Source organism: Mesorhizobium sp. M0701 (genome assembly GCF_040320365.1).
GTDB lineage: Bacteria > Pseudomonadota > Alphaproteobacteria > Rhizobiales > Rhizobiaceae > Mesorhizobium.
The window spans coordinates 15583-29608 of sequence record NZ_JAMYPO010000061.1 but is presented as its reverse complement, the minus strand read 5'-3'; the positions used below and the strand labels follow the sequence as shown (position 1 = coordinate 29608).

Sequence of the window (14026 nt, the reverse complement as noted above, 5' to 3'; positions counted from 1 at the left end):
CGCCACCTTGTTGAAGGTGTTTGCCTCCTGTTCGAGCTCGCCAGTGAGAATGCGGTAGTTCACGGTAACGTCTCCGGATTGCAAAACGGCTGTAGCAGTTACGGCTCAGGACAACAGCGGATGACCTGTTGGAGGACAGGTCACCCGCAAGTACCGGCGGTTGGGGAGAGCCCAAGCCTGGCGGCCCTGGCTAGCTGCCATCCGCGGCGTGTGATTTGCCGAGATGCGCCTCAGGACACGCCGGAGCTATTGATACATGCCGCAGCCAAGCTGGGCGGCAGCCGGATCAATCCAACCCCGTTCTCGATCTCAATTTTGGTGCCAAAAGGCGTCGAGAGCTTTTGTAGGCGTTCCAGAATAGCTACTGCTTGCGGTGCGGGTGCGAGCTGCGGTACACCCCGGTTCGCAAATCTGTTTAAGCGGCGGAGCTCGATCGGATGGAGCCGCAATTCAGCGAGTTGGTTCTGCTCAAAGCGGCTAATGGTGACCACGCTCTCATAGAAGATCGTATCAGATTGAGACCCTACTAATCCTTCCGCAGTCGGATATCCTTTTGACACCTCGTCGACCGTGACTTCGGCGTCTGTATCGACCCTCGGATCCTTGCCGTATACCTCGTACATGTCATCGCCTACTGGCGTCCGGAGGTCCTGACAGAAGAAATTGCCCAAGCTGTAAAAAATAGGCCGGCCTTTGTAAATCTCGATGCCCCGCAGCTGATGAGGTCCATGCACGACGTATGCGTCCGCCCCGGCATCGATAAGCCTTCGGGCCAACTCCTGTTCGCAGTCAGGCGGTTCTTGGCTCCATACCCCGGGCTCGTGCTCATGATTGGTGGCGATGCAGAAGTCGGAGATCTGTTTGCCCCGACGAACGTTGCGTAGGATATCGGCGATGTCACGCGAGTTCGGCTCGAAGCTGTAACTGGCTTTGTTGCCAGTTTTATACGTCACCCCGCCGAGGACTACGCGGCTTGGATCTTTTCCAGCTGGGTTGTAGCCCGGTAGCACTTCGCGCACCTGTCTCAAGCTCTTGAGCATCTCCGGCGGAACAACGATGCTCTTCTCCAAACGAAGGGCGTTGAGCCCTGGTCTGCCTGGCGCCTCGCCAGCGGGATCGCACGCACGAGCCATCGGCATGAACGTCGTAGCAAATGACACCAACGCTACCCTTCCGCGCGGAGTCTCCAGGAAGCGCGCGGCTCCAGCTTGTGCGAGGTTTTCGCCTGCGCCTGCATGGATGATGCCGTTTTCATCGAGCGCCCGGCTCGTCTCGCGCATGCCTTCAAGGCCCCAGTCGAGCGTATGGTTATTCGCGCGACTGACCACATTGAAGCCCATGGCCCTTAAGTCAGGTCCTAGCTGCGGGTCACTGATGCAATACGCTCCACCGTACTCAGCCTGCGGGCATCCTTTGGATTGAACATCCAAGATGTTGGTTTCCAAGTTCCCGAAAATGACATCGGCCCCATGGAAGATCCTGAGAACATCGACTAAGCCAGGATAATGGCCCTTCGTCACTGGCCGCGCAAAGAGAAGGTCCCCAACTGCTGCCATTGTGAAGCCGTCTTCAACGTTTGTGGCAATTGAACCGACCGTATCAAAGCCACCATCCTGCTGGATTGGGTGGCGACTATTCTCATGCGAATCTCTCTCCATAATGATCTCCTACTTTTCGTGAGTGCGGATTTGACTGTCACTGTATTTTGTCATCGGACTAGTTCGCCGACCCGGCAAGCCTGTCGTGGACGCGAATGGGCGAAATTGCCTATCTCAAGCGCCATCGCGAAGCTCTGGAGCTGGCGCGCTCTGAGCCCTCAGCAGGTCGTGCCATAGCTCCGAGCCGAGGTTAGCGCCCCCAACTTGTATTGGGCCGAACCTCGGGCGTTCCTTCTGGACGGAAAACATATCTGCAGCACGAAAGTCTCATAGATGTCGGCAGCAGGGCGAAGTCTCGGTTTCGGGCGGCGGCGAACAATCTCATGGGTATGCCTCAGGAAAGCGTCTGTAGTTGTGCCACAGGAGTGAGCGAGGAATTGGCCGCCGCAGCCGGTTGGTCCGGGACGTCGGTAGACGGAGCGCGCACATGACAGGCCACGACGCGCCCGTCTGCCATCGGCACCAAAGGCGGCACGTCGATGCGGCAACGCTCGACCGCGAGCGGGCAGCGCGGGTGGAACGTGCACCCGCTTGGCGGATTGATGGGGCTTGGCACCTCGCCCTCTACAGGCACCTCCAGCCGAACGCGCGTAGGATCCGGCACAGGTGCCGCCGCGATCAGCGCCTCGGAATAGGGATGGACGGGCTTGGCGAACAGCGCCTCGCATGTGGCCAGTTCCACGATCCGCCCCAGATACATGACGGCAACGCGCTGCCCGATATGCTCTACGACGCCTAGGTCATGCGAGATGAAGACGAATGCGATGCCCATCTCCTGTTGGAGATCCACAAGCAGATTCAGAATCTGCGCCTGCACGGAGACGTCAAGGGCTGACACTGCCTCGTCGGCGATGATGAGCGAGGGGTTGAGCGACAGGGCGCGTGCGATGCCGAGCCGCTGGCGCTGGCCGCCCGACAACTCAGACGGAAGCCTGTTCATCATCTCGGGCGACATTCCGACCTTTCGGAGAAGGTCCGCGGCAAGTGCCTGGCGCTGCTTGCGGCTGAGGCGCTCGAAATTCTCGACAGGCTCGGTGATGATCTGCTCGGCCGTGAGCCGCGGGTTCAGCGACGAATAAGGATCCTGAAAGACCATCTGCATCCGACGACGAAACGCCCGAAGCGCTTGCTTCTTCAGGCCTGCAATGTCGGTGCCGTCGATGAGCACGCGCCCGCCTGTCGGCTCCACGAGCCGCATCAAAAGCCGCGCGACGGTGGACTTGCCGCAGCCCGATTCGCCAACGATGCAGAGTGTCTCGCCCGCCTCGACGGAAAAGGACACATCCTCCACCGCTCGCACTGCCGGAATGGTCTTCTTCAGGAATCCTGTACCGAGCGGATAATGCTTGGTCAGATTCTCGACTTTCAACAAAGGTCCCCTCATGCGCCCATGACCACTTCGGCGCGCCAGCAAGCCGCGGCGTGGCCCGGCCCGACATCATCAAGAATGGGCGTCTTCTCGCGGCAAATATCTATCGCGAACGGGCAGCGAGGCGCAAAGCTGCAGCCCACGATGGGCTCGCGAAGGCTTGGCACGATGCCGGGAATTTCTGGAAGGCGGCGCTGTCGACCGTGCCGCCGATCCGGGACCGACCGCATGAGGCCGTGGGTATAGGGATGGGCCGGGCGCGCGAAAAGATCGTTTACAGTCGCTTGCTCCACGATCCGGCCAGCATACATGACAATTACGCGTTGGCATGTCTCGGCCACAATGCCCAGATCATGCGTGATGAACATCACGGCTGTCCCCATGCGCTCTTTCAGATCGACGATCAGCCGCAGGATCTGCGCCTGGATAGTGACGTCAAGCGCAGTGGTTGGCTCGTCGGCAATCAATAGTTCCGGTGAGCAGGCAAGAGCCATGGCGATCATGGCGCGCTGGCGCATACCACCGGACATCTCATGGGGATAGTTGTTCACACGACGCTCAGGATCTGCGATCCGGACAAGTCGGAGCATCTCCCCGGCCTTTGCCATTGCATCTGACCGGGAGGCTCCCGTGTGGATCTGCACCGCCTCAGCAATCTGGTGACCGACAGTGTAAACGGGGTTGAGACTAGTCATAGGGTCTTGAAAGATCATCGCGATCTGGTCGCCGCGGATCCGTCGCATTTGCCGGTCGGACAGCTGAAGCAGGTCGCTTCCGTGAAAGTGCGCCTCGCCGGCGACCGTTCTGGCGGTCAGCTTCGGCAGCAGGCGAAGGATGGAGAGCGCGGTGACGCTCTTACCGCATCCCGACTCGCCGACGACGCCGAGAGTTTCGCCTCTGTGTACCTGAAAGCTGATGCCGCCCAGGGCACGGGTGACGCTCTCTTCGCCGTAAAAATGTGTTTCCAGGTTTCGGACGTCAAGAAGCAAGTCGCTACCTTCGGTTTGATCCATCTGCATGTTAGCGCCTCCGCTTCGCGCGGGGATCGAACAGGTCGCGCAGTCCATCCCCAAGCAGGTTGACGGCAAGGACCGTGACGGCAAGGCAGATGCCGGGGGCGAAAATCGTCATTGGGGCGATAGCGAGATAGAGTCGAGAGCTTGAAATCATGTTGCCCCAGCTCGGAATCTCGGGCGGCACGCCCACGCCCAGGAAGCTCAGCCCGGCCTCTGTCAGAATCGCGTCTGCGCAGACAATGGCGCCCTGAACCATGAGCGGCGGAATGGTGCTCGGCAGGATATGCCGCCACAGCAGCCTCGGCAGGCGCGCGCCGCCGCAGAGCGCGGCCTCCACATAGGGACGGTCCCGAACACCTAGAACCACCGAACGAACCAGCCGCGTGACGCTTGGCAACTGGGGGATCGTGATGGCGACGATGAGGACACCGATGCCGGGTCCTGTCAGAGAAATAAGGGCGATGGCCAGCAGAATCGTCGGGATCGACATAAGGCCGTCCATGATCCGCATGACGATATTGTCGAAGCTGCGTACATAGCCGGCGATGACACCGATCAGGAGACCGCCCAAACCCGCCCCCACCGCCGACGTCAATCCGACTATCAGTGAGATCCGGGCGCCGAACACCGTTCGTGCAAACACGTCACGACCCAGATTATCGCTTCCGAACCACATGTCAGCTGACGGCGGCTGGAGACGCTTGAATGGATCCATGTTCAATGGATTGCCGGCGAAAAGCGGGGCAGCGAGCGCCAGAATAATCAACAGGGCCAAGAGGCCGCCGCCCATAAGGACGAGCGGATGCCGCCGTGCTAGACGGGGAAGATCACATATTCGCAAGCGGCCCGTCAGGACGTATTCAACTGGTGCGGAGAGGAGCGTCATAGTCAGTACCGGATGCGGGGATCGACCAGAGTGTAGGAAAGATCGACCGCGAGATTGATAAGGACGTACAGACCCGAAACCAGGATGAGCACACCTTGAATGATGGGGTAGTCGCGGTTGTTGATCGCATCGACCACCAAACGACCGACACCAGGTATGTTGAACACCGTTTCCGTGATGACGACGCCACCGATCAGACCTGCGAAACTTAAGCCGATCACCGTCAGGATCGGCACACCCGCATTCTTCAGTGCGTGGTGGAAAAGCATGGAATATGACGAGGCGCCCTTGGCGGCGGCCGTTCGCATATAGTCCTCCGAGAGAACTTCGAGCATGCTTGCCCGCGCGATCCGGGCGATGAAAGCAATGTAGGCAATGCTCAAAGTCACGGTCGGCAGTATCAAGTGCACAAGCCATGGTACCAAGCCATGGTCAATAGGCTGATATCCTTGGACCGGTAGCCAATGTGTTGTGATAGCGAACAAATATATGAGAACGAAGCCGACGACAAACACCGGAACAGAAAAACCAAGTGTCGCGAATGCCGTCAGGATGCGATCAACAAGACCGCCAGCTCGCCATGCGGCAAGGATACCGAAGGAGACCCCAATCGTCACCGAAGCGATGATCGTCAGGATCGAAATGGAAACAGTCGGTTCCAGCCGCTGCGAGATCAGTTCGAGAACTGGTCGCCCCGTGAAAATTGAGGTCCCGAGCTCGCCGCCGAGGATGCCGAGCGCCCAATGGACGAACTGAACGGGCAGCGGCTGATTGAGTCCCAGCCGTTCGCGAATGCCGGCGATCATCTCTGGCGTGGCCCTAGGGCCGGCGATGATGTCCGCCGGATCGCCGGGCGCGAGCCTGAGAAGCAGGAAGACGAAGATGCCGACCATCGCCATGACGGCGACGGTCGAGACCATTCGGCGAACTATGTAGGCAGCCATTGCGCCCTTAAACCTTCTGCATGATAAGGTCGCGTCGAGAGATTCTCAAGTTACACTCCCCTTTTTAGTTAGCGGCGCGGCTAATCCGCATCTATGAGTTCTTTTGACACCACGAGAGCGCATTGGATCTCAAAGAGGCGGTAGACCTTTGGTTTTCCAGCGAATGACTTTGCCGCGGAGACGACATTTTGAAAACTATAACACCTGGAGAGGAAGGTTTGGACCAAAATGCGTCGATGCTGAAATGGGAGCCCTAAAAAGGAGCGTGATTTGAAATGAAGCCTAAGACTAAGAGGCCGTTTTGAAATCGGCTTCCTGGGGTTTCGTCTGAGGCTGGGTTATGATTCAAGCTGTGGATGTGGACAAAGCAGAGCCGTGGCCGGATGGCCCAGATCGCCAAGCAGACCAAGCGCTACCCGTCTGATTTGACGGACGAGGAGTGGGAGCAGTTCGCGCCGCTGATGTCCAAGCCTGGGCGGCGTGGGCGTCCGCGCGAGGTTGATTTTCGCGAGGTGATCAATGCGGTGCGCTACCCTGTGCGTTCGGGGTGCGGCAGGCGGATACTGCCGGTCCACTTTGGGCCGTGGCAGACGGTCTATGGCTGGTTTCGAGAGCTGGCGCGGCGCTTTTTGTTCCAGACCATCCACGACGTGGCTCTGATGCTGGATCGTGAGCGGGCCGGGCGCGAGGCCAGTCCCACGGCGGCGGTGATCGACAGATGGGGTATTCGGCTTGAGCCTCTCTTTTGGCGGTGATGCCATCAAGGTGCTGCGCTTCGAGCTGATGATAAAACGTGATCGGTTCCCTGGAACAGCGAAACAGGCACGGTGTGCCGCGAGGTGAAGGTGCCGAGCCATCCCGAGGATGTGTCGAAGGATCCCGCCTGGCGGTTGGAACGCGTGGGGCTTGAAGCGGACCTTTGTCGCAAGGGCTGTTCGAGGGTCTTGCCAAAACCGGCTTGCCAGTGGTTTGCATTGAGACGGGTCACGTCAAAGCATTCCTGAAGGCGCAGCCGAACAAGACCGACCGCAATGATGCTCGCGGGATCGCGCAGATGATGCGGGTCAATCTGTTCCGCCCGGTGGACGTTAAGACCCTGACGAGCCAGAAGCGTCGGGCGCTGCTGACGGCGCGCAAGCTCTTAAAGGAAAAGGCGATTGCCATTGAAAATGACATTCGCGGGCCTGTTGCGCAATTTTGGGCTCAAGGTCAGCATGGTCGGTTCGGTCAAGTTCGAGGAGCGGATCCGCGAGCTCACCGAAGGCATGTCCGATCTGCCGAGATCGTCGAACCGCTGCTCGACCCGCGCCGCAAGCTGCGCCAGCACTTTGCCACCCTGCACCGCGAGCTTCTGGCGATCGTCCGGGATGATGAGGTTTGCCGCCGGCTGATGTCGATCCCCGGTGTCGGCCCCGTCGTGTCGCTGGCCTACACCGCGACGATCTATATCCGGCCCGCTTCCGCAACTCCAAGGCGGTCGGGCCGATTTTGGGCCTGACGCCGGCGCTCCATGAATCGGGCGAAAGCCGCCGGGTGAGCGGGATCTCGTTATGCGGCGACGGCATGATGCGAACGTTGCTCTACAAGTCCGCGCAGACCCTGCTGACGCGGGTGACTAAATGGTCCTGGGTGAAGGCCTGGGCGGTGAACGTCGCCAAGCGGCGCGGCCAGCAGAAAGCCATCGTTGCGCTCGCCCGCCGGCTGCCGGTGATCATGCATCGCATCTGGAGCGACGGCACACAGTTCCGCTGGATCAGGACGGAAATCATGCCGGCCGCCGGCTGACCGTGTCACGACCAGCGTGAGCTGCCGCCGTGCTCGTGCCCGTCAAGGGCAAGTCGTTGCGCGATGGGCCCTTCGGTCCCCACCCTTGACGATCACTGCGCGCGGCGGGCAGCGCGGAATCAGATCGGGACGAGGAGATGGTCGCCCAATCGGCCGAACAAGGAGATCGTAGGGAATGAACCAGGATCAAATGTGACAATCATCGCCCCCGATAGAAGGTGGCGACACAGGTCCACCGGCAGGTGGAAAGCTGTCCTTCGCGGGACGAGGATGAGGTGAGTTCGCCGACTGGCTTGCCTTGATTGCCCATCATCGGCAATCAAGGCGCTCGACAGATTGTTCCACCTCATTATTCTGAAACCCCATAGAGGGTAGGGCCAGAGCGCCGATACCGGAGAGAAGCAAGGCCCCGCGAAAGACGTCCAATGCCGGCGAAGCGGAAAGAGCTACAAGGCGCTTGACTTCAAACCGCCGAATGAGAAGCCAGTCGGTCAAGGCTCCGCCAGCAAGAATAAGGGGTTATGACGCCGGCAAGAAGATCGTCGGACGCAAGCGCCATATCGCAGTGGATACGGATGGGCGGCTGTTGATGGTCAACTTGACGGCGGCCGATATCTCCGACAGCGCCGGCGCTCAGGCGATCTTGGATGGTATCCGCAAGCGCTGGCCCTGGGTGAAGCATCTGTTCGCCGAGGGCGCCTATGATCGGCTAAAACTCATGGACAAAGCCGTCTATCTAGACTTCGTGGTCGAGGTCATCCGCCGATCCGATGACCAGAAAGGCTTCGAAGTTTTACCCCGCCGCTGGGTTGTCGAGCGAACCTTCGGCTGGCTCACACGCTGGCGCCGCCTCTTGCGCGACTACGAACGACGCCGACATCTCCGAAACCATTATCCACGCCGCCGTAGGCAGTCTCTTGATGCGCAGAACAGCCATTGAACCAATTCCCAAACAGATGGGGTGGATTGGGGTCTCTTCCGAGCCGAGATGAAAGCGGCTGCTCCTGTAGAGATGTGAGAACGTGGTCGATGTTGAATCGCCACAAACATCAGGAAGGAGCAGCCATGAAGTATTTTGCCGGACTGGACGTGTCTTTGGAAGAGACCGCCATTTGTATTGTCGACGAGAGTGGCCGGATCGCGAAGGAAGCACGAGCATCGAGCGGCCCGCAGGCGTTGATCGACGCACTGGGTGAAATCGGTCTGCCGCTTGAGCGGATCGGCCTGGAAGCGTGTTCGCTGACGGCGTGGCTTCATGACGGGCTACGTGCCGAGGACCTGTCGGCGATTTGCATCGAGACGCGGCAGGCCAATGCGGCGATGAAGACAAGCCGATCGCAACGATGCCTGCGCATTGGCGCAGATCATGCGCACCGGCTGGTATCGGCGGGTGCATGTGAAAAGCCGACAGTGCCGGCTCTGGCGTTTCCTGCTTGTCGCCGACCGCACGGTGCTGAACGAAATGCGCACCATCGAGAACGTGGTCAGGGCGATCCTGCGGGGGGCCGGCATCAAGCTGGGCACCTCGTCACGAACCGCCTTCGCCGGTCGTGTGCGCGACCTGGCCGGCACAGACCCGATCGTCATGCCGCTGGTCGAGCCGCAGCTGGCGATCCTCAGCGCGATGCTGAGAGAATTCGCCCGCCTGACGAAGCAGGTTGTCGATCTCGTTCGCAAGGAAGAGGTCTGCCGGCGTCTGATGAGCGTTCCCGGTGTTGGCCCATCACCGCACTTGTCTTCCGCGCCACGATCGACCGCGCCGATCGCTTTAGCCGATCGAGGAATGTTGGCGCCCATCTGGGCCTGACGCCGGCGCGTTACCAGTCGGGCGAGACCGACATCCAGGCAAGATCAGCCGATGCGGCGACGAACTTGCTCGCACCACGCTTTATGAGGTCGCCCACACTGCTTGTGCGCTCCAAGAAATGGTCGAGCCTCAGAGCATGGGGCATGAACATCGCCAGGCGACGCGGCATGGCGCGAGCTCGGGTCGCGGTCGCCCGCAAGCTCGCAGTCATCGTGCATCGCATGTGGGTCGATACGACCGAGTTCCGCTACGGCAAGCAACCGGTCTGCGCAGCGACGGGATGAAATGAAACGAAAACTGGAGGAGCAAGAAATACAGCTTCGCGCGCAAGGGTGATACCAGATCGTTCCGTGGGGACGATGGGCAAGGCGATCTCGTTGAGAGTCCGGAACCTTGGGGGGCGAAAGCCTTCAAAGGTCGTGAAACAGATTGAGACGCCGTGCTCTCCTGAACCCATCATGCGGCGGCCCAGCGCCGACCGCGAAGAGAAGCGCGTGACCCGCGGACGATACGATCCGGAAAAAAGGAGCAGCTTGACCGCGACGACCCCAATCAGAGAGGACTCTAAGCGGAGGGTGGCTCACGCAACCTTCAGTTCGGGCACATGCATACGCGTCGTCTCTAGGTCGGAGATATTCCTCGCACTCTCTCCATTGCGGTCAGGCAACTCTGCGTGCGTCGGCCGGCAGCATTCCGTCATGTTGGACATCGGATGACTCCCGATTCCCTGCCAACCTCCGTGAAGGCCTCCACGGTACCGTCGAGATCCATACTCGAATGTGCGGCAGACATCTGCGTGCGGATGCGCGCCTGACCCTTCGGCACTGCGGGGAAGTAGAAACCGATCACATAAATGCCGCGCTGGAGCATTTTCTCGGCCATCTGCTGCGCGAGGCCTGCGTCGCCCAACGTCAAAGGAATTATCGGCGTCCGCGCCAGCGAGCGTGAAGCCCGCCTTCGACATCTTCGAGCGGAAGCGGTCGGCATTGGCATAAAGCTTTTTGCGCAGCGCATCGCCTTGTTCGATCAGATCGAACACCTTCAGCGATGCCCCTGTGATTGCGGGCATCAGCGTATTGGAGAAGAGATACGGCCGCGAGCGCTGGCGAAGCCAGTCGATGACCTCGCGCCTGCCTGCCGTATAGCCGCCCGAGGCGCCGCCGAGCGCCTTGCCCAGCGTGCCGGTGATGATCTCCACCCTGCCCTCCACGCCGCAATGCTCCGCCGTGCCGAGCCCATGCCTGCCGACCAAGCCGACCGCGTGGCTGTCGTCGACCATGACCATCGCGCCGTATTTCTCGGCCGTTGCGATGACGATGGAGCTGTCGTCACGCAAACTCCCGAAAGTCGAGCAGGCGTGCTTCGGCGGGGTGCCGCCACGGATTTGGTGGACTGGCGATATATGCCGACGTCACCTGCTGCTGGGAGCTCGGCAGCCGGAGGACGATCGGGATCCGCGATGGTGCGGCAACTTTCTGCGCCGCCGAGCTCTCGCCGCGCGCTGAGGACGCTTACCTCAACTAGGCGACCGACACGCCCGCGAAATGGTGATGCCGGTTTGCTCTATGTCACAATCCCTGTGCAATACGACGGGCTGGCAGCTGGCTACGCTATATATCGCCTCGTGGCGCGTGAGGTTGAGCGAATATGCAGCCGTTACCATGTGATCAAGGGCACATGCTTTTGTAAGGTGTACTCCACGCCATTCCTGCGGAGTTGCCGATGAACAACGATTTCATTGCCTATTTGTCTGCGGAACTGGCTGGCTTGAAATCCGCGGGGCTCTACAAATCCGAGCGCGTTGTCGCTTCGACGCAGTCGTCCGACATCGAACTCGCGGATGGCAGCAAGGTCCTGAATTTCTGCGCCAACAACTATCTCGGTCTCGCCGACAGTCAAGATCTGCGGGACGCGGCTAAGGCTGCGCTCGACTGCTATGGATACGGCATGGCCTCGGTCCGCTTCATCTGCGGCAGTCTGCAAGAGCACAAGCAACTCGAGACGCGCATCTCATCATTCCTCACGGTGGAAGATGCGATCCTCTATTCATCCTGTTTTGACGCCAATGCTGGTTTGTTCGAAACGCTGCTCGCGAGGAAGACGCCGTTATATCCGATGCGCTGAACCACGCCTCCATTATCGACGGCGTACGACTTTCAAAGGCAAGGCGCTTCCGCTACGCCAACAATGACATGGAAGCGCTTGAAGAAGAGCTTAACAGGGCGGAGCGCAGCCGCTTCAAACTGATCGCGACCGATGGTGTGTTTTCCATGGACGGCATCATCGCCAATCTTGGCGGCGTTTGCGATCTGAAGCCACTCCCCTAAATTGCTGCTGCATCGCTCATCTCCGTCAAGGGTAAATGACAGCAGTCGACCATGCCGGATCATCATGCCTTTGCCAGTAGATATCCATGAGCCGGCGAGTGACGAATCCGACGCGACCAGTAGCGATCACGGCGTCGTCGATACGGGTCACGGGCATAATGCCGCCGGCAGTCGAGGTGATGAACACCTCGTCAGCCTCTTTGATCTCAGCACGACTAATATCGGCAGCCGTGGCCGACAACCCAATCTCGGCGCAAAGGTCGAACACAGTCCGGCGCGTGATGCCCGGCAACACCCCAAAAGCGGGTGTCCTCAGGGACCCGTCCTTTACAACGAACACATTGAAGCCGGGTCCCTCCGCAATGTGCCCGTTCGTATCTAAGATCAGCGCTGTCTCCGCCCCCCTGTCGTAGGCGTCGAAAAGGCCCTTCACGAGATCGAGCCAATGATAGTTCTTGATCGAGGGATCGATCGATTTGGGCGGGATGCGGATGGTTTCGCTTATGGCGACATGCAAGCCTCTTTCCAGCTGTTCCTTGTTGGCGACCGAGCCAAAAGGGACAGCAAAAGCCATGAACCGGTTCTCCGCTTGGCGGGGATCGCGGCTGAAGGTCGGCGATGAACCGCGCGTGCAGATCATCTCCACGTATGCCGACCTATGCCCCGACAAGGCGACACAATTTGTCAGGATCGACTCTATTTGCTCCCGATCATAGGGCAGCTTCATTCGCAGCCGTTCCACGCCCCCAAAGAAGCGGTCAAGATGCAAATCCAGCCGGAAGAATCTGCCATTCCAGACGTGTACCGTGTCGTAAGTGGCGTCCGAGTGCAGGAACCCCCAATCGAGCACGGATATTTTGGCCTCGGACATCGGCAGGTATTGCCCATCCATAAAGGCGACCCCGTCCGGGTAGCGCCGTTGGTCAAAGTAACAGTCATCGACACTTGGCATCGCGGGTAATAACTGTGTCATTGTGGCTTCTTCTTCCTTGCACCGAGAGGCTTCGCCAGCGTCGAACGATCTGGCAACTCACACCGTCCCGACGCTGGATCAACTGCGCTCCTAGATCGCACGGTTCTCAGGTCGAAAAGGCTCAATCTGATGGTGGACGCGCAATGGAAATTTCAAAACGCGACCGGAATGATGGCTTCAGCGCAACCGCCCGACTCTACCCCGTCAACCTGCGGCTCGAACTGGACACGATCAGGCGAAATCATGCTTCGGAATTTTCGGACGTAGGATTGGTACAGAGCTTTGTCTTGACGAAGACGTCAAGGCCTCGACGTCCCTCAACGGCCACGATCAGCACCGCGCCCTCGACCTTGCCCTTGTCGCGCGGCTTGCGGCTGCGGGTCGGCAGGATCGTCGTGTCGTAATGTTCGGCCATGGCGGCGAAGGTCTGGTTGAGGGTCGGCTCGAACCACAGCGCCTTGGCGACGCCGGCCTTCAGATTGTCGCAGACGATCGCCTTTAGTTACCCCGCCGAAGAAGGTGAGTGCCCGGCACTGGCCCTCGATCCAGTCGGGCAGTTTTTGGCTGAAGCTGGCATAGGCGAAGGTGAAGGACGAGGCGCCCAGCACCGCGACGAAGATCTGTGCCTGGTAGATGACGCCAGTATCGGGATCGACAATGGGCACGGTGTGGCCCGAATAGTCGGTCTGCATCACCGCGCCCGCCTCGTGGCGGTTGCGGAACGTCGCGCTCGACTGGCGCTGGAAAGCGCCGAACCGGTCACAAAAGCAGGTGTAGCCATAACTATCGGGGTGCGCCGCGCGGTATTCCTGCCACAACAACGTCAGCGTCACGCCCTTGCGCTTCAGCTCGCGCGAGATCATCGCCCAATCGGGCTCGTCCAGATGCTGCGGCGGACGGCCAACCCGGCGAAACAGAAGCCGCTCAAGCAATACGTCATAGCCCGGCGGCAGCGGCCAGTCCGAGATGCCAGCCTCACGCGCCCGCAACAGATAGGTCGAAGCCGAAGTCTTGCTGATCTTCAGCCGTTCCGACACCGCTCGCACCGAGAGGGCCTGCTCATGCGTCAGGCGCAGGATGGATCGTAGGCTTTCACTGTCGTTCGTCTCGCTTGCTTCCGTCTTGGCATGGCCCCTCTCAACCCGATGATGAGAGGGCAAAATGCCAGAACGGCGCTCCCGAGAACCGACCGTTATCCGCCCCGAAGACTGTCCGGGATTAGCGGAATCACTGTCCCGTAATTACTGAAATCGCTGTCCGC

Annotated in this window: 7 protein-coding genes and 7 pseudogenes; 6 read left to right on the top strand and 8 right to left on the bottom strand. The window is 59.8% G+C overall.

Going from position 1 to position 14026, the window contains the following annotated elements:
* Nucleotides 1–230: 230 nt before the first annotated feature.
* From NKI24_RS32775 to NKI24_RS32755, 5 genes are all read right to left on the bottom strand, one after another.
* The gene (locus NKI24_RS32775; protein ID WP_352750418.1) at nt 231–1658 is read right to left on the bottom strand and encodes a CapA family protein; all 1428 of its coding nucleotides are present in this window, start codon (nt 1656–1658) and stop codon (nt 231–233) included.
* A 334-nt stretch (nt 1659–1992) separates the two neighbouring features.
* Nucleotides 1993–3042: an ABC transporter ATP-binding protein gene (locus tag NKI24_RS32770; protein ID WP_352750417.1), complete on the bottom strand. Its 1050-nt coding sequence runs from the start codon at nt 3040–3042 to the stop codon at nt 1993–1995.
* Nucleotides 3039–4046: an ABC transporter ATP-binding protein gene (locus tag NKI24_RS32765; protein WP_352750416.1), complete on the bottom strand. Its 1008-nt coding sequence runs from the start codon at nt 4044–4046 to the stop codon at nt 3039–3041. Before NKI24_RS32765 ends, NKI24_RS32770 begins: the two co-directional genes overlap by 4 nt.
* Nucleotide 4047: 1 nt before the next feature.
* The gene (locus tag NKI24_RS32760) at nt 4048–4929 is read right to left on the bottom strand and encodes an ABC transporter permease (protein ID WP_352750415.1); all 882 of its coding nucleotides are present in this window, start codon (nt 4927–4929) and stop codon (nt 4048–4050) included.
* 2 nt (nt 4930–4931) lie between these two features.
* Nucleotides 4932–5873, bottom strand: a complete 942-nt coding sequence (locus tag NKI24_RS32755) for an ABC transporter permease (protein ID WP_352750414.1) — start codon at nt 5871–5873, stop codon at nt 4932–4934.
* A 356-nt stretch (nt 5874–6229) separates the two neighbouring features.
* On the opposite strand from NKI24_RS32755, the pseudogene NKI24_RS32750 reads away from it, so the two are divergent.
* From NKI24_RS32750 to NKI24_RS32735, 4 pseudogenes are all read left to right on the top strand, one after another.
* A pseudogene (locus NKI24_RS32750) lies at nt 6230–6604 on the top strand (transposase); the annotation flags it as partial.
* Nucleotides 6605–6685: 81 nt separating this feature from the next.
* Nucleotides 6686–7658 (top strand): annotated as a pseudogene (locus NKI24_RS32745) (IS110 family RNA-guided transposase); the annotation flags it as partial.
* Between the two features lie 481 nt (nt 7659–8139).
* Nucleotides 8140–8650 (top strand): annotated as a pseudogene (locus NKI24_RS32740) (IS5 family transposase); the annotation flags it as partial.
* Between the two features lie 73 nt (nt 8651–8723).
* Nucleotides 8724–9749: pseudogene (locus NKI24_RS32735) on the top strand (IS110 family RNA-guided transposase).
* 412 nt (nt 9750–10161) lie between these two features.
* Here NKI24_RS32735 and NKI24_RS32730 read toward each other — a convergent pair.
* Nucleotides 10162–10768, bottom strand: a pseudogene (locus NKI24_RS32730) (aminotransferase class I/II-fold pyridoxal phosphate-dependent enzyme); the annotation flags it as partial.
* Between NKI24_RS32730 and NKI24_RS32725 the strand changes: the two are divergent.
* On the top strand, nt 10653–10970 hold the full coding sequence (locus tag NKI24_RS32725) for a hypothetical protein (protein WP_352750419.1): 318 nt from the start codon (nt 10653–10655) through the stop codon (nt 10968–10970). The pseudogene NKI24_RS32730 and the gene NKI24_RS32725 sit on opposite strands and share 116 nt — an antisense overlap.
* Nucleotides 10971–11187: 217 nt before the next feature.
* Nucleotides 11188–11777, top strand: a pseudogene (locus NKI24_RS32720) (aminotransferase class I/II-fold pyridoxal phosphate-dependent enzyme); the annotation flags it as partial.
* A gap of 40 nt (nt 11778–11817) precedes the next feature.
* Here NKI24_RS32720 and NKI24_RS32715 read toward each other — a convergent pair.
* Both NKI24_RS32715 and istA read right to left on the bottom strand, forming a co-directional pair.
* Nucleotides 11818–12765, bottom strand: coding sequence for an aminotransferase class IV (locus tag NKI24_RS32715; protein WP_352750413.1), 948 nt, complete (start codon nt 12763–12765; stop codon nt 11818–11820).
* A gap of 325 nt (nt 12766–13090) precedes the next feature.
* A pseudogene (gene istA, locus NKI24_RS32710) lies at nt 13091–13894 on the bottom strand (IS21 family transposase); the annotation flags it as partial.
* Nucleotides 13895–14026 lie beyond the last annotated feature (132 nt).